The following is a 22,151-nucleotide window of genomic DNA, read 5'->3' on the forward strand; positions in this document are numbered from 1 at the left end:
ATTTTTTTGTGTGGAGTCCATTGCATGGAGAACCTGGAAGCGCTGCGCGATGAGGCATTGAATGCCATCAGTGAGGCCGGCGACCTGAAAACCCTGGAACAGCTCAGGGTGGACTATCTTGGCAAAAAAGGGCATCTCACCCAGCTGCTCAAGGGCCTGGGCAAGCTCGACCCGGAAGAACGGCCGGCTGCCGGTCAGCGCATCAACGAGGCCAAGGAGCGGGTTCAGGGAGCCATTAACACCCGCCGTGAGCGCCTTGAAGCCGCTGCCCTGGATGAGCAGTTGGCCGCCGAGTCCGTGGACGTCACGCTTCCCGGGCGCGGCCGCGAAACGGGTGGGCTGCACCCCGTCACGCGGACACTGCGCCGCATCGAGGAGATCTTCGGTGGCGCGGGCTACCGGGTGGAGGAAGGTCCGGAAATCGAGGACGACCATCACAACTTCGAGGCCCTGAACATCCCGCCCCATCATCCGGCCCGGGCCATGCACGATACCTTCTATTTTGATCCGGGCACCGTACTTCGGACCCACACCTCACCGGTGCAGATCCGCACCATGGAAAACGGCGAGCCCCCATTCCGGATGATCTGCCCCGGCCGGGTCTACCGCTGTGATTCGGATCTGACGCATACCCCCATGTTTCACCAGGTCGAAGGGCTTCTCGTGGACCGCAGGGCCAGCTTTGCGGATCTTAAAAGCACCATCGAGGCTTTCCTTCGCGCCTTTTTTGAACGGGATCTGGCGGTGCGTTTCCGGCCATCCTACTTCCCGTTTACGGAGCCTTCCGCGGAAGTGGACATCGAGTGGGGCAGGGAAGCGGACGGCAGCACCAAGTGGCTGGAGGTGATGGGCTGTGGCGTGGTGCATCCACGCGTTTTCGAGAATTGCGGCGTGGATCCGGAAGAGTGGTCCGGCTTCGCCTTTGGGCTGGGTGTTGAGCGCCTGGCGATGCTCCGCTACGGGGTCCAGGACCTGAGGCTTTTCTTTGAGAACGACCTGCGCTTCCTGCGCCAGTTCCGTTAGTACCCGACGCCCGATTTCAGTGAACAGGACAGAATCAAGATGAAGTTCAGCGAACAGTGGTTGAGAACCTGGGTCAATCCGCGCATGGACAGCAACGAGCTTGTTGAGGCCATTACCATGGCCGGGCTTGAGGTTGACGATGTGGATCCGGTTGCCGGGGACTTTCAGGGCGTGATTGTCGGTGAGGTGGTGTGGGTCGGCCAGCATCCAGGTGCGGACAAGCTCAGCCTGTGCCGGGTTTCCGATGGCGACAGTACCCAGGATGTCGTCTGCGGCGCACCCAACGTCAGAACTGGCCTGAAGGCGCCGTTTGCCCGGGTCGGCGGATTCCTTTCCGATGGTCAACGGATTGAGCGAGCGCAGGTGCGTGGCGCGGAGTCCAACGGCATGCTCTGTTCCGAAGCGGAGCTGGAGCTGTCCGAGGACGGCGAAGGCCTGATGGAACTGCCGGAGGACGCGCCAACCGGGGCGGATCTCAGGGAATACCTGTCGCTGGACGACCGCAGTCTGGACGTGGACCTCACCCCCAACCGCAGTGACTGCCTCTCCATTCGGGGTGTTGCACGGGATCTGGGCGCCCTGACGTCACAGACCTTCGAGGATCTTGAACCCGAGGCGGTAACACCGGTTCATTCGGAGATTCCTTCGATCCGTGTGGATGCCCCCCAGGCTTGCCCCCGGTACGTGGGCCGGATTATCCGCCAGGTGGACACCTCGGCGCCGACACCGATGTGGATGCGTGAGCGTCTGCGCCGCTCCGGGATCCGTAGTATTGATGCGGTAGTGGACGTCACCAACTACGTCATGCTGGAAATGGGTCAGCCCATGCACGCCTTTGACCGGGCGCGGGTCCGTGGCGGCATTGTCGTACGGATGGCTACGGAAGGCGAGACGCTGCAACTGCTTGATGGCCAGACCCTGGAGCTGGGCACGGACAACCTCGTGATCGCCGATCATCAGCGTCCGCTGGCCCTGGCCGGCATTATGGGCGGAGAGGAATCCGGGGTGAATGAGGATACCCGGGATATACTGCTTGAAAGCGCCTTCTTCGACCCGGTCATGCTGGCTGGGAAAGCGCGGGCCCACGGCCTGCATACGGACTCCTCGCACCGGTTCGAGCGCGGCGTTGACTGGGATCTCCAGCGCGCGGCAACCGAGCGCGCCACGGCTCTGTTGCTGGACATCGTCGGCGGTGAGGCCGGCGAAGTGATCGAGATTGCCAGTACCGAGCACCTGCCTGCTTCCACCTCGGTGTACCTGCGCGAGGCACGTGTGGCCGAGGTGCTGGGTATGACCATCGATCGCACCACCATCGAGGAAATCCTGAGCCGCCTCGGGCTTCGGATCGTGCGCCTGCACAGGGATGGCTGGGAGGTGGCCGTGCCCAGCTTCCGGTTCGATATTGCCCTGGAAGTGGATCTGATCGAGGAAATCGGGCGCATCTACGGCTACAACCGGTTGCCGGTGACGGAAGCCGAGGGGCGGATCACGATTTCCGCAGGCGCCGAATCCGTCCGGCCCCTGTCCCGGGTTCAGGATCACCTGGTCGCCCTGGATTACCAGGAGGCCATTACCTACAGCTTCGTGGATCCGAAGCTCCAGCAGAGGATTGACCCCGAGGCGGCCTCCATCGAGCTGGCCAACCCCATTTCCTCCGACATGGCGGTGATGCGCACCAGTCTCTGGCCCGGCCTGCTGCAGACCCTCTCCCATAACGAGAACCGCCAGCAGAACCGCGTTCGGCTTTTCGAGACCGGTCTGCGTTTCCGGCGTGAGGCGGACGGAATTGCGCAGGAGTCCATGCTCGCCGGCCTGATTACTGGCCCGGCAACACCCGAGAACTGGGTGAACGAGACGCGTAATGTGGACTTCTATGATGCCAAGGGCGACCTGGAGTCCCTGGCCGGCATGCTGGGCAAGACCCTTGAGTTCGAGCCGGCCCAGCATCCGGCACTGCACCCGGGGCAGTCCGCGCGGGTCAGCGCCGACGGCAAGGTTGTGGGGTGGCTGGGGACGCTTCACCCCCAATTGCAAAAAATGCTGGATCTGCATGGCAGAGTCTGTCTGTATGAACTAAGCTTGGAATCAGTTCTCAACGGATATGTGCCTCATTTCAAAGTCTTTTCAAAATTCCCTGAAGTTCGCAGGGATTTGGCTATCCTTATAGGAGAGGAAACCGGGTGGGCAGCCGTTGAAGCCGTGGCCAGAAAGGCGGCGGGTGACGCTCTGACGGGGCTTCGGGTCTTTGACGTCTATCAGGGCCAACATATTGAAAAGGGCCAGAAAAGCGTTGCGTTGAGCCTGTACTGGCAGCATCCTGAAAGGACCCTTGGGGACGAAGAGGTCCAGGGCCTTTTTGATACGGTAACGCAAGCGTTACAGAATGAGCTGGGAGCGCAGTTGAGGAGCTAGCGAATGACAGCTTTAACCAAGGCGGACATGGCGGAAAGGCTTTACGAAGAGCTGGGCCTGAACAAGCGTGAAGCCAAGGAAATGGTGGAGGCGTTTTTCGATGAGATCAGCGAGGCCCTCAGCCATAATGAACAGGTCAAGCTGAGTGGCTTTGGCAATTTCGATCTGCGGGACAAGCGACAGCGGCCCGGGCGCAACCCCAAGACCGGCGAGGAAATCCCGATCAGTGCGCGCCGCGTTGTCACCTTCCGGCCAGGGCAGAAGCTAAAACAAAAAGTAGAAACCTATGCTGGAACCCAGCCACAATAACCAACTGCCGGCAATCCCGGGTAAACGGTACTTCACCATTGGTGAAGTGGCCGACCTCTGCTATGTGAAGCCACACGTGCTGCGCTACTGGGAGCAGGAGTTCCCCCAGCTGAACCCGGTCAAGCGCCGTGGTAACCGGCGCTACTACCAGCGTGCCGATGTGCTGCTGATCCGCCAGATCCGCAGCCTGCTGTATGATCAGGGCTTTACCATCGGCGGGGCCAAGCAGAAGCTCAGCAGCAGTGAGACCCGCGAGGAAGACACCCAATACAAGCAGATCATCCGCCAGATGATCACCGAGCTGGAAGACGTGCTGGAAGTCCTCAATACCTGAGCAGTCTCTCTCGATTCGTGCCTAACGCTTGATGGGGATGGAGCCTCGTCATATGATCAGAATTGTATGGCATAAATCGATTAGAGGCTTCCCTTGGAGAAACTGTTGCTTGCGGCCAACACCGGGATCGTGCTGTGTATTCTGGCCGTGCTGGGTTGCGTGGCAATTGGCTATCCGTTCGCTGACCACTTTTCCATGGGCGCACAGATTGCCGCCCATATCGGAATGCTGATTTTCGGCGTTGGCATCAAGGTCTCCTATGTTCTGCGCCTGATTGCATTAAAGGAACTTGGCAGGGCTTTTCGATAACCCCTTTTTTTTCTCATAAGCATCAGTTACTATTTGCGCCGCTGATCGCAAGGTCAGCATCCTTCGGTCGGGGCGTGGCGCAGCTTGGTAGCGCGCTGCTCTGGGGGAGCAGAGGCCGCAGGTTCAAATCCTGCCGCCCCGACCAATTACTCCAGTAAGCAACACTCTTGCCTGTTTTTCCCTCTGTTTTCCGTTCCCTGTCTGATTTGCCCCGTCCGCTAATAGATGTCCGAATACCAGAGTAGACACCCATCGTGAATCCTTTACGCTGATCAGCACTCTGAAGCTGATATCAACAAGGAGCCCATGAATGTTCCATCACGAGATTGAGCCCCGCTTCAACGATACCGATGCGCTGGGCCACATCAGCAACACGGCATTTCCGGTCTGGTTTGAGCAGGCACGGATGCCGGTGTTCCGGATCTTCCATCCCTCCCTGGACGTCAAACACTGGCCCCTGATCATTGCCCGGTTGGAAATAGACCTGAAGGCCCAGAGCTACTGGGCCATGCCGGTGAATATCCGGACCTATATCGGGAAAATCGGGAACTCGTCGTTCCATGTCATCCAGGAAGCCTGGCAGGGTGGCACCGAAGTGGCCCGGGGCGTGGCCGTGCTGATCCACTTTGACTATGAAACTGAAACAGCCCTGCCCATTCCCGACGATATCCGGGAAAAGCTGGCGGAACACCTTGTTGAGGCTTGATGTAGAACGCCATTCGTACGAGGTCGGCCGCATGTTGTCGGGAAAGTCCTTGTGTCACTGTCGTTAGCCCGAACTCTGGTATAACTTGAGGGTTCGAGCGATTCACAGAAGAGCACACGCACCCATCACGTACTGCGCGATGTTACGTCCCAGATGCGTGTGCGCCTCTAGGGGGAGTGAAGCATGAGTGATACCGGTCTGCAGTGTGTTCTGGTAATTGACGGCTCGCCCGATATCCACTACATCGTCGGAGCCCAACTCAAATCGGAAAGGGTGAGCCTGCTGCACGCGCATGGTGCCGAGGAGGGCGCGGCGCTGGCCGCTGAGCATCTCCCGGACCTGATCCTGCTGGACCTGGACATGCCGGACACCGACGGCATGACGCTCTGCGCTCAACTCAAGGCCGATCGCACGCTCGCCGATATACCCGTGATTTTTCTCACCGGTAACATGGATGTGGCGACCAAGGTCAAAGCGTTCGACATGGGCGCCGTGGATTACGTGACCAAACCCTTTGACGCCATTGAACTCAAGGCCCGGGTCCGCGCGGCGTTGCGCACCAAGCGCTACCATGACCTGCTTACCAGCAAGGCGCAGATCGACGCGCTGACCGGTCTCTGGAACCGGGGTTATCTCAGTGACCGGCTGTCGAGCGAGGTGTCGGTCATGGCCCGTGAGGCCAGCCCGGTATCCGTGATCATGGTGGACATCGATCACTTCAAGTCGATTAACGACACCCATGGCCACTCTTTCGGAGACATGGTGATACAGCAGGTCGGGGAATCGTTTGTTCGCAGCTGTCGTGAAAGTGACGTGGTCTGTCGCTACGGCGACGACGAGTTCGCTCTGATTCTGAGAAACACCAGCGGAGCCAGCGCCCTGGCGCTGGCGGAGCGCCTGTGCACCGACGTTGCGGCGCTTGAGTTCAGTAGAGGCCGACAGCCGGTACCGGTGACCGCCAGCTTCGGGGTGGCGACCAGCGATCAGTTCGATGATCTGGCCGAGGTCACAGCCGAGACGCTTCTGGGCGCCGCTGACAAGGCGCTCTACAGTGCCAAATCGCAGGGGCGGAACCGTGCCAGGGGCGGGCAGGACTGATGAATAATCTGTTGTCATCCTTGCCGGAGACCCTGGAGAACGAGGTGTTTGAGTCCGTTCTTGAGACCAGCCATGTGCGTATCGAGCGCATTGTTTCAAAAGGCCATACCTCGCCGGCTGAAGGCTGGTACGACCAGGATGAGCATGAGTGGGTTATGGTTCTGGAAGGCGCGGGAAGGGTGCTGTTTGAACAGGGCCCGGAAATCCAGCTGGAGAAGGGCGATCATCTCTCGATTCCCGCCCATTCAAGGCACCGGGTCAGCTGGACGGACCCGGAGCGTGTGACGGTCTGGCTGGCCGTGTTCTATCGCTGACAACCAGCCGCGCTATGGAGTTTGCGTGGGCCCGTGCAGCGGGTCACTGGCTCACAACCATCACCGCCTGTCCGGCATCAATCTGTTGTCCCTCGTCCCGGGCAATATGCACCACCTTCCCGGCCTCGGGCGCCGTCATCTCAATCTCCATTTTCATGGACTCCAGAATGGCTACCACCTGGCCCTCCTTCACGGTGTCGCCTTCGCTGACCAGAAGCTGCCAGATACTACCCGCAGTTGGTGAGTCTACCGGCATACCCTCGGGCAGCTCATCCGCTTCGTGTTCGCCCAGGTCCTGCTGGGATTCGTAATTGATGGCGCCGCTGGCGACCCAGCGCTCCAGTTCCTCCTCGAACGCCTGGTTCCGGGCTTCGGTGAATCCGCGAATGCTTTCGGCGTTTTCCTCCAGAAATTCCTGGTACTCGTCCAGGTCGAAGGTGGTTTCCTCGACCTGTAGCGGGAAGTCGCCCTTGGGGTGGTCCCGGCGGATCTGCTGCAGTTCCTCCGAGCTGACCTCATAGAAGCGGATCTGGTCGAAGAAGCGCAGCAGGTGAGGTTCCGTGAAGTGCCGCGTGCGCCGGTAGCGGTTCCAGACCTGCAGGGTACGGCCCACGAACTGATAGCCCCCAGGTCCTTCCATGCCGTAGACGCAGAGGTAGGAGCCGCCGATGCCCACGGAGTTCTCCGCCGTCCAGGTGCGTGCCGGGTTGTACTTGGTGGTGACCAGGCGTTGGCGCGGGTCGTAAGGAGTGGCCACCGGGGCGCCCAGGTAGACGTCGCCCAGGCCCATAACCACGTAGCTGGCCGAGAACAGGATCTCCTTGACGTCGTCGATGCTGTCGAGGCCGTTGATGCGGCGGATGAATTCCAGGTTGCTGGGGCACCAGGGCGCGTCGCTGCGCACCGACTGCATGTACTTGCGGATGGCCTCGTGGCAGGCCTCATCGTCCCAGGACAGGGGCAGCCAGACGATGCGCGAGGCGACCTTCTGCTCCTTCTGCTGCTGCAGGTGTTCTTCCGCTTCCTTCAGGGTCCGCAGCAGGCGCTGGCGGTCCATGACCAGCGGATCAAAGTGGATCTGCAGCGAGCGGATGCCGGGTGTCAGTTCCAGCACGCCGGCCAGGTCCTGTTCCTGGAGCCAGAGCATCAGGGCGTGGGCACGGAAGCGCAGGCGCAGGTCCAGCTCAATGGGCCCGTATTCCACCAGCAGGTAGCGGTCGCCGCAGGGGCGATAGGTGACAGCCACGCCGGCTTCCTCGGCGGTCAGTGACTGGAGGATAGGCGTGGCCGGGCGCTGCGTTGTGACTGCCGGTGCCTGGTCCTTGAGGGCCGCGATGCTCCGGTTGCGGGCCTCGGTGAGACGGTCGGCATCCTCCAGGCTGACAGGCTCGAATCGCACAGTGTCACCGGCCTTGAGCTGGCCCAGCTTCCAGAGGTCGGTCTGGATGACGGTGGCGGGGCATACGAAGCCACCCAGCGAAGGTCCGTCCGGTCCCAGGATCACCGGCATGTCGCCTGTGAAGTCCACGGTTCCGATGGCGTAGGCATTGTCGTGGATGTTGGAGGGGTGCATCCCGGCTTCGCCGCCGTCCCGCCGGGCCCACTCGGGCTTGGGGCCGACCAGGCGGATGCCGGTGCGGTTGGAGTTGTAGTGGATCTGCCAGTCGGCGCTGAAGAAGGTCTCCATGTCCGCTTCGGTGAAGAACTCCGGCGCGCCATGGGGTCCGTAGGTGCAGCGCAGGGTCCAGTGGGTGGTGAGGCGGGGCGTCATGTCTTCCGGTAGCGTCCTCGCTTCGGGTGCGTCAGCCTCCGGGTCGAGGTGCAGCACATCACCGGTGCGCAATGCCCGGCCGCCGTGACCGCCAAATTGACCCAGCGTAAAGGTGCTGCGTGAGCCCAGGTGAGGCTGGCACTGGATGCCTCCGGCGATCGCCAGGTAGGCGCGCGCACCGTCACCGGTCACCTTGCCCAGCTTCAGGGTCTGGCCTTCCGAGATGGTCACGGTGCGGTTCAGGGGCAGGGCGGCACCGTCCAGCGTGGCGTTCAGATCCGCGCCGGTCAGCGCGATGGTGGTGGCGCTGTTGAAGCGCAGGGTGGGACCGTTCAGGGTCAGTTCCAGCCCGGCGGCCGCCTCGTCATTGCCCAACAGGCGGTTGGCCAGGCGGAAGCTGAGGTTGTCCATGGGTCCGGAGGGTGGAATGCCCACCGGCCAATAGCCGATGCGACCGGGGTAATCCTGCACCGTGGTCATGGTGCCGCTGGCCATTACGTCGATAGTCGCGGGGCGGTAGCTGAACGCATTCAGGTAGCGAGTTGTCATGCGGCCCTGGGCAAAGACTTCGTCCGCAAGGATTGCCGATACATAGTCCCGGTTGGTCTCGATCCCCTCGACGATGGTCTGGGCCAGCGTCCTTTCCAGTGCCGCCAGAGCCTGATCCCTGTCGGCTTCGTGCACGATGATCTTGGCCAGCATGGGGTCGTAGAGGGCGGAGACCTCCAGCCCGGCCTCGATCCAGTGGTCGATACGGCGCCGGCCGCCATCCGCCTCCGGGAATTCGACATGGGTCAGAAGCCCGGCACAGGGCTGGAAATCCTTGTTCGGGTCTTCCGCGTAGAGGCGTGCCTGGATGGCGTGGCCGGTCGGTGCCAGGTCGGCGGCAAGCTGCTCGATGTCACCCAGCTCCCCGGCGGCCAGCTTCACCATCCACTCCACCAGATCCACGCCATAGACCTGTTCAGTCACCCCATGCTCCACCTGCAGCCGCGTATTCATCTCCAGGAAATAGAAGCGATTAGTGTCCTGGTCCATGATGAATTCGACAGTTCCGGCATTGCGGTAGTTCACTGCAGAGACCAGGCGTGGAGCGGTTTCGTGCAGAGTGCTGCGCACTTCCTCGGGCAGGTTCGGGGCCGGGGCTTCCTCCAACACTTTCTGGTGGCGACGCTGGGCTGAACAGTCCCGTTCGCCAAGAGCCACGGCCTTGCCGTTGCCATCACCGAATACCTGAACCTCGATGTGGCGGGCATTCTCGATGTACTTTTCCAGAAAGACGCTGTCATTGGCGAAGTTGTTGGCGCTCAGACGACGTACGCTGTCCCAGGCCTTGTCGAGCGTCTCGCTGTCATGGCAGATCTGCATCCCAATGCCGCCACCACCGGCGGAGCTCTTGAGCATGACGGGATAGCCGACTTCGTCGGCAGCCTTGAGGGCGCTGGCCTTGTCTTCCAGCAGGCCGGTTCCGGGGAGCAGGGGGACCTCGGCCTTTTCGGCGATTTCACGGGCGGTGTGCTTGAGGCCGAATTCGGTCATCTGGTGCGGGCGTGGGCCGATAAAGGCGACACCCGCAGCTTCGCAGCGTTCGACGAAGTCGGGGTTTTCACTGAGGAAGCCGTAGCCGGGATGGACGGCGTCGATGTTGGCGTCTTCGATGATGCGGAAGAGTTTGTCCTGGTTCAGGTAGGTGTCGGTGGCGGAGCCGTCACCCAGGGACCAGGCTTCGTCGGCTTCGCGCACATGCAGGGAGTCGGCGTCGGCTTCCGCGTAAACGGCGACGCTGGTGATGCCCAGCTCGCGCAGTGTGCGTGTGATGCGGCGGGAGATGGCGCCGCGGTTGGCGATGAGTACCTTGTTGAACATGGCTTTGCCTCACTTCCGCGGGTCGTCCCGCCTGTTTGGTTCCTTCACCTTCTGAGGCCGTCCTCTGGGTGAGCTGTGTTGGTTGTGCTATCCAGACGGCTGCTGCCGGGGCACGGGGATTCCCTCCGGGAACCGCTGTAAACCCATCCCTGGGAGCTACACGGCCGCTTTCCATGCGGCCGAGTTTCCCTCCGGGAATCCCCGTGCCCCGGCAGCAGCCTGATTTGGAGTAGGCCTGCTGATTTCTGTTAGTTAGACTTCTTTGCGTCTTCCCCGATGTTCAGGGGCGAGGCTTGGGAGGCCTTACCGGGAATGTCTGGAGCCATGGATGGCGGAAGCAAGCGTACACGGACGTATTCACAGCGTTTCCCGGTAAGGCCTCCCAAGCCTCGCCCTGCACCTAACCTCCAGTCTTTAACTGTCCCAGACGGCAATCTCCAATGGTGTTGGATCGAAGCCACTGCAGGGATTGTTCAGTTGGGGGCAGTTGGAGATGAGGACGATCACATCCATCAGTGCCTTCATTTCCACATACTTGCCCGGGCCGGAGATGCCGTCGGCGAAGCTGAGTCCGCCTTCCGGGGTAATGGGCACATTCATGAAGAAGTTGATGTTGTGGGCGATGTCGCGCTTGGTCACCCCGAAGTGCTCGTTCTCCTGGATGGCGTTCATCCAGTTGTCGCGGCACGAGTGCATGCAGCGGCGGTCGTGGGCGTAGCGGATGGTGTTGCTCTCCGAGGAGCAGGCGCCGCCCAGGGTGTCGTGTCGGCCGCAGGTGTCGGCGATGATTTCGAGCATCGGGTTGTTGCGGTTGGAGCGCAGCACGCTTCCGGTGCCCAGGTAGACGTTGCCCTGTTCGCGCACGGTGTCGTTGGCGCTGTAGCGTTCGGCCGGGTCGGTTGCGCTGTAGAAGAGGGTGTCGGCGGCTTCGTTGCCGTCCACGTCCACAATGCGCACGGTCTCGCCGGCCTTGACGGTGCGCATGAAGTAGTCGCCGGCGCCGATGCGCTGGCTGTAGCGGGCGTCATTCAGCTTGCGGTGGCTTTCGGTAAGCATCAGGCACCTCCTGCGTTTTCAAACAGTACGGGGTCGTCCAGGTAATAGAGCCGGGTGTTCTCCAGGGCGCGGCGACTGGTGGCGTGGGCGTTGAGGCACTCATCGTCCGCCGTGACCGGGTCGGTCTTGAGGAATTCCACCTGGATTGGCTTTTTCGGGTAGTTCTTTGCGGGGTTCAGCGGATGCGGGCTGGTGGTGAGGATGACCAGGGCGTCCATGTCGAAGCGCAGGGTGACGCTGGCGCCGGGGCGGTTGTGGCTGTCCACGTAGCGCATGGTGCCATCCTCGTCGGTCTCCACCCGGCTGAAGAGGTTGAGGTTGGCGTGGAGGTCACGCTCGCCCAGGCCGTACTTGGCCAGTTCCGTCAGGAAGCTTTCCTCGCCGCTGAGGCACCACTCGTTCATGTACTCCTGGAAGGTCCAGCGGCCGAAGCGTTCGAAGCAGGCGCGGCGGGTCAGCGTGCCGGAGGCGGAGTCGTGGCCGCCGAAATCGTCCTGGATGATCGAGGCCAGGCACCGGCCCATGTCTGAGTACAGGCAGTTGCCCTGGGTGAGCCGGAAGGTCTGCTGGGCTTTCATGGTGTCCGGGGCGTTGTAGCGTTCCAGGAGAAGCTCGGGATTGAAGATGAGCATGCCCAGGTTGCCGCCGCCTTCGACGTCAGTCAGGCGTAGGGCCCGGTTGCGACGCATCCGGAAGGACCAGTGATGGCCTCTGGGGACGGTGTATTCATAAAGGGGTTGGGTCATGATTGCCTCCCGTTGTCGTGTCAGCCGATGGCCCGCGCAGTCGTGTCGAGCCGCGAGCTGATGGATTCGTAGGTTTTCTGGTCTTCCCGGCCCACGGGCAGGTCGAAGGTGATCCGGGCGCCATAGGCCTGCGGGGCCTGGGGGTCGAGCCGGTCCTTGTCCAGGACCCAGAGCCGGGTGCCCAGGAAGAAGCCTTCCTCAATATCGTGGGTGATCATGAAGACGGTCAGGTTCTGTTCCTTCCAGAGCCTCAGGACGAGTTCATGCATGTCCTTGCGGATGCCGGGGTCCAGGGCGCCAAAGGGCTCATCCAGCAGCAGTATGCGCGGGCGCTTGATCAGGGCCTGGGCAATGGCCAGGCGCTGCTGCATGCCCCCGGAGAGTTCGTGGGGGTACTTGTCCAGGGCGTGGCCCAGGCCCACTTCTTCCAGCATGGCGATGGCGTCATCACGCAGTTTCCGGCGTCGGTTCCCGAACACGCGCCCGAGCCAGCGGCTGGCTTCCAGCTCGCCGGCCAGCATCACGTTGCCTACCGCGTCCAGGTGGGGCATTACCGAGTAACGCTGGAACACGATCCCCCGGGTTTCGTCGGGTTCCCCGGGTATGGGCTCGCCATCGAGCAGCAGCTCGCCGCGGGTAGGGTCCTCGATGCCGAGCATCAGCTTCAGGAAGGTGGTCTTGCCGCAACCGGAGGCGCCCACCACGGTGACGAACTCGCGTGCTTCCACCTTGGCATTGAGGCGTTCGAGCACCACGTCGTTGCCGTACTCTTTCCAGAGGTTTTTCAGTTCAATCATGGCCATGGCTCAGTCTCCGGCAGTTCATGAGCTGGCGTGGAACCAGGGGTAACGCCACCTGGAGATGCGCGCGAGCAGGAAGTCGATCATCAGTGCCAGCAGGGTGATCCACATTACATAGGGCAGGATCACGTCCATTGAGAGGTAGCGCCGTACCAGAAAGATCCGGTATCCGAGCCCTTCGGTGGCGGCAATGGCCTCGGCGGCGATCAGGAAGATCCATGCCGTTCCCAGCGCCAGCCGTGTGGTAGCCAGCAGGCGCGGCATGATCTGGGGCAGGGCGAGTCGCGTCACGATCTGCCAGGTATTCGCCCCAAGGGTCTGCATCTTGATGATCTGCTCTTCCGGAATCTCCAGGGTGCGCTGTTGCAGGTCGCGGATGAGAAAGGGCGTGATGCCCACGATGATGAGCATGACCTTGGCCAGCTCTTCCAGCCCGAAAATGATGAACAGGATGGGGAGTATGGCCATGGGCGGCACCAGCGAAACCCCGACGATTAGCGGCGACAGCGTGGCGCGGATGTAGGGGATGGCGCCGTTGGCAATCCCGAATATCAGCCCTATGAGCGCGGATACGCCTACACCGATCCCAATTCGTTGCAGGCTGGCAAGCGTATCCTGGAGCATCAGGTATTCGCCGGTGCGCTTACTGGGTTCAAACGCCATGCGCTGGATCGCATCGCCCATCTGCATCAGCGATGGCAGAAGGGGATCATTGGGATTTTCCGCCAGCCGTGCATTGGAGGCGGCCACATACAGGATCAGTAGCAGAACGAAAGGCAGAATGCCCAGGACCCATCGGCCATACTGATTCGGGTGGCGATTGATGAACTTCTTCATGGGCTCGCACCATTGCCGGGTGAGAACAGGGCTGGCTCCGCGGGGGAGCCAGCACGAGGCATCGCATCAGGACGCTAGAGCTCGCCGTCCGCGGCCTGCTGCATGAACTCGGAGGTGAAGCGCAGGTTCACGTTCTGCTCATTGCCGTAAGTGCCCGCGGGGGTCTCGATACCGATCACATCCGGCCGGGGTGCGCCTTCGCCAAGCAGGCCATGCTTGAACGAGAACTCGGCAACCCGCTGCATGGTATCGAGCAGCTTGTCGCTGCGGGTGAACTCAACCGCTTCCGAGGCCTCGTAGAACATGCGTGTGTTCGCGAGCTGTGACTCGTAACCCTCACGATCCGTCCCGGCTGCGTCGCCCATGTGTGCACGGGCCTCTTTTGCGGGGTCGTCGCTGCCGTTCATGGTGGCCATGATCTCGTACCAGGCACCGGTGAGGGCCTTGCCGAACTTCGGGTTCTGCTCAAGGGTCTCGGTGTTGACGACCATCAGGTCAATGATTTCGCCGGGAATCTGGGACGAGTCGAACACCAGGTTGGCGTTGGGCTGTTCCAGTACGCTGCTGAGCAGCGGGTTCCAGGTGACGACAGTGTCAACGTCCGACGAGGCGAAGGCGGAGACCAGGTCAGAATCGGAAGTGTTGACCACGGTGATGTCGCGTTCGGTGAGGCCGACTGTTTCCAGGCCGCGAGCCAGCAGGTAGTGGGAAACGGACAGTTCAACCAGGTTGACCCGGTTACCCTCGATCTCGGCAAGCTCGTCCTCGTCCTTCATCACGACGCCGTCGTTGCCGTTGGAGAAATCACCCACGATCAGGGCCGTGCTGTCGACGCCACCGGAGGCCGGAATGGTGAGTGCATCCATGTTGGTCATGGTGCAGCCATCAAAGCGGCCGGACGTGTACTGGTTGATCGACTCGATATAGTTGTTGATCTGGACAACGTCGATCTCGATGTCGTACTTGTCGGCCCATTTATCGACAATGCCCTCGGCGTCGCCATAGTCCCAGGGCATCCAGCCGACGTAGATGGACCAGCAGACGCTGAATTCATCCTTGGCAAGGGCGGTGCCGGGCAGCATGGCGCCGGCAAGAAGAAGGGGGATTAATGTGCGTTTTTTCAGTAGCATGTCGAGCCTCCTGACGGTGGAATTAGGGAGGAATCAGATGGCTGTTCAGCCTGTCTCCTCCCGGGCTTTTGTCCCGCCGTGTAACCTTCAGAAGGTCGACCGCTCTCGGACCAGACGCCACCTCGGTGTGGCCGGAACCCTAGCTGTCCATTTCCAGATTGTGTGGAACGGGCCGGGCAGGGACGCTGCTCAGCCATCTGATTCCTGTTTGTGTAGGAGCAATCACAGTGCCATGTTGTGAAAAGCTATATAAAACAACGATTTCCTGGGATATAAAGGGTTCTTCGTTTATCCGTTTTGCACCGGTTTGGCGCAGTCTGTGAGCCAGTGCCTTGAATCGGTGCGGCTGATGCCCCGGGCGTTTCAGGACGCCATATAGCCGCGCCACCCACCGAAGTGGGTGATGTCGACGGCGCCATCAAGACCGTCCTCTTCACAGATGAACCCCTTGACCCAGCTGCCGTCACTCAGCTCGATTGTGCCGATGCCAAGCGGGTGGGGGATCAACCCAACAAAGTCGCCAAATGCCGCAACAGGCATCTCCCAGACCTCCACCTCCAGCTCCTCACCGCCGGGGTCTCGGCTCAGGCCGGGTTTGGGAGGCGTGGTGCCGGCGAGGGCGTAGAGTCGGTAATGGGGCGCCGTGGTAGTGCGGCGGATCAGGCGCGCACCCCGGTCAGTGAGCTGGTGATTAAGGGGCATGCCGTCGAGATGAGCCCCTACCACGCTTACCTGGATGCGGTCACCGCTCGTGGCTGGTGTTTTCTCCCAGGGGCGCGGACGATCGGTGGCGCCGAGCGGCGTGGGGCTGTGGTTGAGCCACTGTGCGCCCAGGGCCTGCAGGTCGGCATCACGCCAGGCGCCGCTGATCAGTGTCACCCCGAAAGGCAGCCCATCCGCTCGGAAGTTCGCGGGTACGGCCAGCGCGCTCAGGTCGGCCAGGTTCACGAAGTTGGTGTAGCGGCCCATGCGGGCATTGAGGTTGACGGGGTCGGCCTCGACCGCCTGGATGCTGGGTGTGATTGGCGCCGTTGGAACCAGCAGGGCGTCAATGGCCCCGAATTCCTGATCGATTGCCTGACGGAGCTCGTGCTTCCGGTAGAGGCCATTGAAGGCGTCCGTGGCGGTGAATGACCGCGCCTGGTTGATGATATCGCGGACCACCGGGTTCATCGCATCCGAGTGTTCCTCCATGAACCCCTGGATCGCCGCGTGACGCTCGGCAATCCAGGGACCTTCATACAGCAGAGCGGCCATGGCATAGAGGGTCGTGAAATCCTGCGCAACCAGCTCGACCCCGAGCGTTTCCCACTGGTCGAGTGCCTGATGCCAGGCGGCCCGCTGGAGATGGTCCTCGAACCACTGTGGTTGCAGGGGTATGGCGAGGCGTCGGATGGGGCCGGGTGTGCGCAGGGAGCATCCGGGCTGGGCTGCGGCCTGGGGCCGCACTCGAGCCATGGCGTCCGTGCATGGGCCGTCCTCCAGGATCTGGCGCAACTGGCCGGCCTCGGCAGTGGTTTTAGCGAATATGGAAACACAGTCCAGGCTGCGGCAGGCGGGGACTACGCCCTTTGTGCTGATGGCGCCGCGCGTGGGCTTGAGTCCGACGATGTTATTCAGGCCCGCGGGTACCCGACCGGAGCCGGCGGTATCCGTTCCCAGGGAAAAGGGAACCGTTCCCCGTGCGACCACCACTGCTGAGCCGGAACTGGACCCGCCGGAAATAACCCGTTCATCAAAACAGTTCGGCACCGCCCCCCAGGGGGAGCGTGTACCCACGAGGCCGGTCGCGAACTGGTCGAGGTTGGTCTTACCGATCAGGACGGCGCCCGCCTTTTTGAGGGCCAGGACCACCTCGGCGTCAGTCTCCGCCCGGTAACTGTATTCCGCGCAGGCGGTGGTGGTATTGAAGCCGCGCGCGTCAATGTTGTCCTTGACGGCAAAGGGAACACCGTACAGGGGCTGGTCTGGTGAGAGTGCGTCGACCTGCTCCGTCAGCTGTCCCCTGCTGGCCAGTGAGATCCAGGCCGGGTCTTGCGGGTCCTGTGCCTTGAGCAGGGTGCTCAGCAGTTCCTCGGGTGATTCGCCGTTGCGATAAGCGTTCTGCCACTCAGAGATTGTCCACCCGGCCATTGTGCGCATTGCATGGTCTCTTGTCTGGTTCTGGTGCAGATGGCTGAGCAACCTGCGTGCCAGTACCCGAGGGCAGGCCGGAAACGAGTGCAATCAATTCTTTACGATCGATCCCGGGCAACCAGTCTGTTGTGATGCCCGGGTTTGTGCACAATGTTGGGGAGGGGTGATCACTAACAGTGCACAGCCTCGATGTCACTGTTGCCGAAGCTCCTCAAGCAATGCCGCATGCGCGCGGATTCCCCGATGGAAGCAGGTCACCTCGAACTTCTCGTTGGGGCTGTGCATGCCATCATCCGCCAGGCTGAAGCCCATGAGCAGGGTATCGATGCCCAGGATGTCCCGCGCCCAGGCGGCAATGGGGATGGAGCCGCCACAGCCCAGCAGTAGTGCTTCGCGGTCATAAACGCTTCCCAGTGCCTTTTTCGCCGCCCGCAGATAGGGGGATGTGGTGGGAATGCGGATGGCCGGTGCAGCGGAATCGATCCGGAGGTCGATGGTGCAGCCGGCCGGGGTGTTGTCATCGATGAACTGGCGGAACGCCTCGATCACCCGTTCCGGGTCCTGGTCGGGCACCAGGCGGAAGCTGACCTTGGCGCTGGCTTCCCTCGGGATAACGGTCTTGGCGCCGGCGCCGGTAAAGCCGCCGATGATGCCGTTGATGTCGCAGCTCGGGCGGGACCAGGTGCGCTCAAGAAGGCTGCGGTCCGTTTCGCCGCCTCCGCTGGTGGAAAGTCCGGCAGAGGCCAGGAAGCCTTCCTCGTCCATATTGAGTGAACGCCAGTCGGAGAGCTCCTCCTCAGAGGGTTCAACCACATCGTCATAGAAGCCCGGAATCCGGATGCGGCCCGAGTCGTCCTGGAGCGCGCCCAGAACGCGGCTGAGCGCATTCAGCGGGTTGCACACGGCGCCGCCGTAGAACCCGGAGTGCAGGTCGTGGCCGGGGCCCCGACAGGTGAGTTCGGTATAGAGCAGGCCGCGCAGGGTATAGGTCAGCGCGGGCGTATCGATGTCCCACATGGCGGTGTCGCTGACCACGCAGACGTCGGCGGCCAGCTCGTCCCGGTAACGCTCCAGCACGGGCCGCAGGTTGCGGCTGCCGACTTCCTCCTCGCCTTCCAGCAGCACCGTCACGGCCACGGGCAGGTCGCCGTGTTCCGCATGCCAGGCCCGCAGGGCCTCGAACCACATCATCAGCTGGCCCTTGTCGTCCACCGCGCCCCGGGCCACCATCCGCCGGCCGTGGGGGCCATCAACCAGTGTTGGCTCGAAGGGCTCGTTGTCCCACTCTTCCAGCGGGTCCGGAGGCTGGACGTCGTAGTGGCCGTAATAGAGCACGTGGGTCGCATCCCCGCCAGGGCCGGGGTGATGACCGATGACCACCGGGTGCCCCTCCGTCTCGCGGATATCCACATTGAATCCCAGCGGCGCAAGCTGATCCTGCAGCCACTGTGCGGCCTTGCGCATGGACGGCTCGTAGGCGGGGTCGGTGCTGACGCTTGGAATACGCAGCAGCTCGGACCAGCGTCCGATGGATTCCTCAAGGCCGTTGTCGATGTGGCGAAGGACGGGCTCCAGCATGGGATGCTCCTGCGGTATGAAGGAGCCTAGAGGATAGGCGAAGCTCGGCGGGCAAAACAAGCGCTTACTGGCCGCCCTACAGCCTGCCCATGGTTGCCAAGTGGCCCCAGAGTTCACGCCGTCTGGAGAGCACCGCATTCGGGCGCCAAAATGTTAACGCCTTCTCACCATAGGAATAGCCGTTTGAGGATTAAAGTCGCGTAATGATAAATTAATCTCGGCTGGACCTAAGGAATGGGCTTGTAGCGGCTCAACGGTGTCAGCAGTGAACGTAGGATGTACTGCAGGGAATTGAGTCGTGATGAAAATGGAAGTACGCGCTCGTCACTCCGGTGTGTTTCAGGCGCCGCAAGCGTTATCGCAGGCAATCGTCTCCCTGTTTTTCCTTCTCCCGGCCATGGGCGCTGCTGAGGACGTTTGCGAAGCGGAAGCCGCTTGGCTTGAGCAGATGAATGCCCAGTCCCATACCTCCCGGACCATTAATAATGATTGCTTCGTCCGGATAGACGAGGTTTCCCCTGAAGAGCGGCTCATTGTTGATACCCGCCCCTCGGCCGCCTTCCGTAACGTGCACATCCAGGGCTCGCTCAACCTCCATGAGCAGGAACTCATCCACTCCAAGGCTTTGAAGTCACGCTCCCTTCTTGTCGTCGACCAAGGGTTCCATCGAACAAAACCCGCCCAGCTCTGCCAGCAGGCTCTGGACCAGGGATTTGAGGACATTCAGATCCTGCTGGGAGGTCTCGCAAGCTGGGATTCCGCCGGCCGTGAATTAAAGGGGCACAGCTGGGCCAAAGATCAACTGCACACCGTTGAACCAAGAGACCTTTTTGCAGAGCTCTACACCCAGCGCGTCTCTCTGGCACTGACCGGAAAACAATCCGGTTTCTTTGAATCCTCCGGTTCCGGCGCAGTCCGCATTAACCGATTCGAGAACAATGACGAACTCCGGAAAGAACTGCCCGAAGCCCTCCGCCGGCAGAGCGAGGATGGACGTTATCCCGTGGTGCTTGTGGGAGAAGACCCGGAACTGGAGCACCTGGCACGACAGTATCGCTACCTGTTCGTCAGCACCCGGGGCGAGGAGCAACTGAGCAACTTCTATCGCAATGAAAAGCGCATGGCTGAAAACCGCGATGAGGTGCCAGAGCGCTATCAGTGCAGTAACAGCTGAATCAAAAAGGATTCTGAAACGGACTTTTAACAGGGACAACAACCTTGTACGGACACCTTTGGTTAAAAATCGGCTCTGCCACAGCGGCGGTCGTGACATTGCTGGTGATTGCATGGGCTCTGTTCCCTGGCGGGGACAGACCAGAGTCCAGCGTTGCTGACGCCGTGAAGACCAGCAGCGTGACCCTGCGTTACAGCTTTAATCTCGAGAACCAGAGCAACGAACTGATCCAGGACATAGCGTTCCAGACCTTCGCGCCAGTCGAGAAGACTCCATTCCAGACGGTGGAGTGGGTGCGCTCCTCCCATTCGCATCAAACGGAAGTTGATGAGGTGGGCAATCAGACCCTGCACTTCACCATCGACCAGCTGCCTCCCTACGGTCAGACCGAGGTTTCCGTATCGACAAAGGTAACGCTACGGAACCAGCCAAAACCGGGCGAAACCTGGGCAAGAAACGACTTCCTCAAGTCAGAGCCCTTGATTGAACGTGATGCGCCTGTGGTTCAAAGCCAGGTAGCCCGGGTTTCCCGTCAGGATGGCGTAACAACCGCACACTCCTGGATGGAAGCTGCCCACAGGCGCATAGCGCATTCGCTGGATGATACCGGCTACAGTGCGGAAGACCGGGGCGCCGTGTTTGCGTTGGAGCAGCAAGCGGGCGACTGCACTGAATTCATGTACGCCCTGGTCGCCATGGCCAGGAACCAGGAAATACCGGCCGTGCCCCTTGCGGGATTCCGCACCAATTCCCGATCAACCGTTGTGCAGGCGTCGGACTATCACAACTGGCTTCTGTTCAACGCAGAAGATTCCTGGGCGTTATCCGACCCCCATGGGGACGTTTTTAACACCAACGAACGCGATTACATCGCCTTCCGGGTATTGCAGCCAGGGCTGCGTACAGACGCCCGAGACAGCGCCGAGCGCTTCTTCGTGCACGACCACCGAATTACCGCCTCAATGAATTAGTTGTTATAGGGACACGTTGTAAAAAATGGACGCTTTCAGCCAGCTACTTACCGTCAAACGATCCAGGATCGCGTTTTTCCCGCACAACTTGGGAACCGCTCTGGTTGCCATGGCCCTGCTGTGGTTCGGAATCGCATTACCCGCTACCGCCCAGCAGGACGAGATTCTCATTACTGAGGATACGACGATTGACGCTGGCAACACGGATTTTCAGGGGCGCAGCATCCGGGTGGATGGGGCGAAGCTCTTCCTTCAGGGGGAATACGATTTTTACTCGCTGACGCTGGAAAATGGGGCTGTTGTTCGGCCGCCGAGTGGGGTGAGAGGTGAGAGTTCCAGGATAGAGCTGACTGTTGAGGGTGAGGTTCGGGTGGATGGCTCCTCGCGAATCAATGTTTCGGGACATGGCCTGGGCCAGGTTGATGGCCAGAATGGAGATGCCGGAGGCAGCCATGGCGGTCGTGGCGGCAGGGATTCCTGGAGCACCGGCTACCCGTCGTTGGCGGTTTATGGGGACTACCAGGCGCCGAGCACAATGGGCCAGGGCGGTACTAGTGGCGCCTATGGAGGCGGTGTATTCAAGCTGACGGCGGACACGCTGGAGCTGCATGGTGTGATCGAGGCGAACGGGACCACGGGGAATCGAGCTGGCGGTGCGGGTGGCTCGGTGTGGCTGGATGTAGGGACAATGACCGCCTCGGAAGAGGCGAGGATTGAGGCGAATGGCGCTGGTGGGGACGGAATATATGACGGCGGCGGCGGTGGTGGTCGTATAGCGATCTATCATAGCGAAGACAGTGTTCCGCCTGGCTTGGACGTGTTGGCGAAAGGTGGTTCGGGGTCCGGAAATACTGGTGGCCCAGGCACTGTTTATTGGGAAAATAAAGGCACGGGAGAGAATCTTCTTCGGGTGGATAACGGAGTTGCGCGTGAGGCGCAATATGCTCGAATCTCGACTCTGCATGATGATTTAACCCGCCTGGAAGTTTCTGGTGCCCGCCTCAAGTTGGGCAAGCAAGAAGAGGTGCTCTCTCCTCGACAGATTGCAACCGTTGAGGTCGACAACGGGACACTGGAGCTTCTGAATATTGAGTCGATTACTCACCTTGATTTGAAAAACGAAGCGGTACTCAGACCGCTTTCCGGAGTGAAAGGGGAAGCTTCTGCACTCAAGCTTGTTTCACACAAAGTTGTGGTGGATGCCTCCTCGCGAATCAATGTTTCGGGACATGGCCTGGGCCGGGTTGACGGCCAGAATGGAGATGCCGGAGGCAGCCATGGCGGTCGTGGCGGCAGGGATTCCTGGAGCACCGGCTACCCGTCGTTGGCGGTTTACGGGGACTACCAGGCGCCGAGCACAATGGGCCAGGGCGGTACTAGTGGCGCCTATGGAGGCGGTGTATTCAAGCTGACGGCGGACACGCTGGAGCTGCATGGTGTGATCGAGGCGAACGGGACCACGGGGAATCGAGCTGGCGGTGCGGGTGGCTCGGTGTGGCTGGATGTAGGGACAATGACCGCCTCGGAAGAGGCGAGGATTGAGGCGAATGGCGCTGGTGGGGACGGAATATATGACGGCAG

Annotated in this window: 18 protein-coding genes, 1 tRNA gene, 1 pseudogene and 1 riboswitch; of the genes and pseudogenes, 12 read left to right on the forward strand and 8 right to left on the reverse strand. The window is 61.2% G+C overall.

The window, feature by feature from the left end:
- Positions 1-24 precede the first annotated feature (24 nt).
- From pheS to DES49_RS12745, 9 genes are all read left to right on the forward strand, one after another.
- Positions 25-1,023, forward strand: a complete 999-nt coding sequence (pheS, locus tag DES49_RS12705) for a phenylalanine--tRNA ligase subunit alpha (RefSeq protein WP_133736799.1) — start codon at positions 25-27, stop codon at positions 1,021-1,023.
- 39 nt (positions 1,024-1,062) lie between these two features.
- Complete coding sequence (gene pheT / locus DES49_RS12710; RefSeq protein WP_133736800.1) at positions 1,063-3,435, forward strand: phenylalanine--tRNA ligase subunit beta; 2,373 nt, start codon at positions 1,063-1,065, stop codon at positions 3,433-3,435.
- Between the two features lie 3 nt (positions 3,436-3,438).
- Positions 3,439-3,744 (forward strand): integration host factor subunit alpha, encoded by a 306-nt coding sequence (ihfA, locus tag DES49_RS12715; RefSeq protein ID WP_133736801.1) that lies wholly within the window; start codon positions 3,439-3,441, stop codon positions 3,742-3,744.
- Complete coding sequence (locus DES49_RS12720; protein WP_133736802.1) at positions 3,722-4,078, forward strand: MerR family transcriptional regulator; 357 nt, start codon at positions 3,722-3,724, stop codon at positions 4,076-4,078. The genes ihfA and DES49_RS12720 overlap by 23 nt, the downstream gene beginning before the upstream one ends.
- A 93-nt stretch (positions 4,079-4,171) precedes the next feature.
- Positions 4,172-4,387, forward strand: coding sequence for a hypothetical protein (locus DES49_RS12725; protein ID WP_133736803.1), 216 nt, complete (start codon positions 4,172-4,174; stop codon positions 4,385-4,387).
- A 68-nt stretch (positions 4,388-4,455) separates the two neighbouring features.
- A tRNA-Pro gene (locus tag DES49_RS12730) sits at positions 4,456-4,532 on the forward strand.
- A gap of 165 nt (positions 4,533-4,697) precedes the next feature.
- On the forward strand, positions 4,698-5,093 hold the full coding sequence (locus tag DES49_RS12735) for an acyl-CoA thioesterase (protein WP_133736804.1): 396 nt from the start codon (positions 4,698-4,700) through the stop codon (positions 5,091-5,093).
- A 183-nt stretch (positions 5,094-5,276) separates the two neighbouring features.
- Positions 5,277-6,191: a GGDEF domain-containing response regulator gene (locus DES49_RS12740; RefSeq protein ID WP_133736805.1), complete on the forward strand. Its 915-nt coding sequence runs from the start codon at positions 5,277-5,279 to the stop codon at positions 6,189-6,191.
- Positions 6,191-6,505: a cupin domain-containing protein gene (locus tag DES49_RS12745; protein WP_133736806.1), complete on the forward strand. Its 315-nt coding sequence runs from the start codon at positions 6,191-6,193 to the stop codon at positions 6,503-6,505. Before DES49_RS12740 ends, DES49_RS12745 begins: the two co-directional genes overlap by 1 nt.
- Positions 6,506-6,548: 43 nt before the next feature.
- Here DES49_RS12745 and uca read toward each other — a convergent pair whose 3' ends face one another.
- The 8 genes from uca to DES49_RS12785 all read right to left on the reverse strand — a co-directional run bounded on the left by uca (position 6,549) and on the right by DES49_RS12785 (position 18,425).
- The gene (uca, locus tag DES49_RS12750) at positions 6,549-10,142 is read right to left on the reverse strand and encodes an urea carboxylase (protein WP_133736807.1); all 3,594 of its coding nucleotides are present in this window, start codon (positions 10,140-10,142) and stop codon (positions 6,549-6,551) included.
- A gap of 414 nt (positions 10,143-10,556) precedes the next feature.
- A complete protein-coding gene (locus DES49_RS12755) occupies positions 10,557-11,198 on the reverse strand; it encodes an urea amidolyase associated protein UAAP2 (RefSeq protein ID WP_133736808.1) in 642 nt (213 codons plus the stop codon).
- A complete protein-coding gene (locus DES49_RS12760) occupies positions 11,198-11,944 on the reverse strand; it encodes an urea amidolyase associated protein UAAP1 (protein ID WP_133736809.1) in 747 nt (248 codons plus the stop codon). The genes DES49_RS12755 and DES49_RS12760 overlap by 1 nt, the downstream gene beginning before the upstream one ends.
- A 20-nt stretch (positions 11,945-11,964) precedes the next feature.
- Positions 11,965-12,747 (reverse strand): ABC transporter ATP-binding protein, encoded by a 783-nt coding sequence (locus DES49_RS12765; RefSeq protein WP_133736810.1) that lies wholly within the window; start codon positions 12,745-12,747, stop codon positions 11,965-11,967.
- Between the two features lie 18 nt (positions 12,748-12,765).
- Positions 12,766-13,581 carry an ABC transporter permease gene (locus DES49_RS12770; protein ID WP_133736811.1) on the reverse strand — a complete coding sequence of 272 codons (816 nt, stop codon included), beginning with the start codon at positions 13,579-13,581 and terminating at the stop codon, positions 12,766-12,768.
- Positions 13,582-13,655: 74 nt separating this feature from the next.
- Positions 13,656-14,711, reverse strand: coding sequence for a putative urea ABC transporter substrate-binding protein (locus tag DES49_RS12775; protein ID WP_133736812.1), 1,056 nt, complete (start codon positions 14,709-14,711; stop codon positions 13,656-13,658).
- Between the two features lie 55 nt (positions 14,712-14,766).
- Positions 14,767-14,865: riboswitch (guanidine-I (ykkC/yxkD leader) on the reverse strand.
- Positions 14,866-15,074: 209 nt separating this feature from the next.
- Complete coding sequence (atzF, locus tag DES49_RS12780; protein ID WP_133736872.1) at positions 15,075-16,844, reverse strand: allophanate hydrolase; 1,770 nt, start codon at positions 16,842-16,844, stop codon at positions 15,075-15,077.
- A 195-nt stretch (positions 16,845-17,039) separates the two neighbouring features.
- Positions 17,040-18,425, reverse strand: a complete 1,386-nt coding sequence (locus DES49_RS12785; protein ID WP_133736813.1) for a M20/M25/M40 family metallo-hydrolase — start codon at positions 18,423-18,425, stop codon at positions 17,040-17,042.
- 301 nt (positions 18,426-18,726) lie between these two features.
- Here DES49_RS12785 and DES49_RS12790 point away from each other — a divergent pair, with 301 nt between their 5' ends.
- From DES49_RS12790 to DES49_RS15520, 3 genes and pseudogenes are all read left to right on the forward strand, one after another.
- On the forward strand, positions 18,727-19,599 hold the full coding sequence (locus tag DES49_RS12790) for a rhodanese-like domain-containing protein (protein WP_133736814.1): 873 nt from the start codon (positions 18,727-18,729) through the stop codon (positions 19,597-19,599).
- Positions 19,600-19,643: 44 nt separating this feature from the next.
- Positions 19,644-20,570, forward strand: a complete 927-nt coding sequence (locus DES49_RS12795) for a transglutaminase domain-containing protein (protein ID WP_133736815.1) — start codon at positions 19,644-19,646, stop codon at positions 20,568-20,570.
- A 25-nt stretch (positions 20,571-20,595) separates the two neighbouring features.
- Positions 20,596-22,151, forward strand: a pseudogene (locus tag DES49_RS15520) (hypothetical protein); the annotation flags it as partial.

Origin of the sequence: Halospina denitrificans, from assembly GCF_004364635.1 — a bacterium.
GTDB classification, from domain to species: domain Bacteria; phylum Pseudomonadota; class Gammaproteobacteria; order Pseudomonadales; family Oleiphilaceae; genus Halospina; species Halospina denitrificans.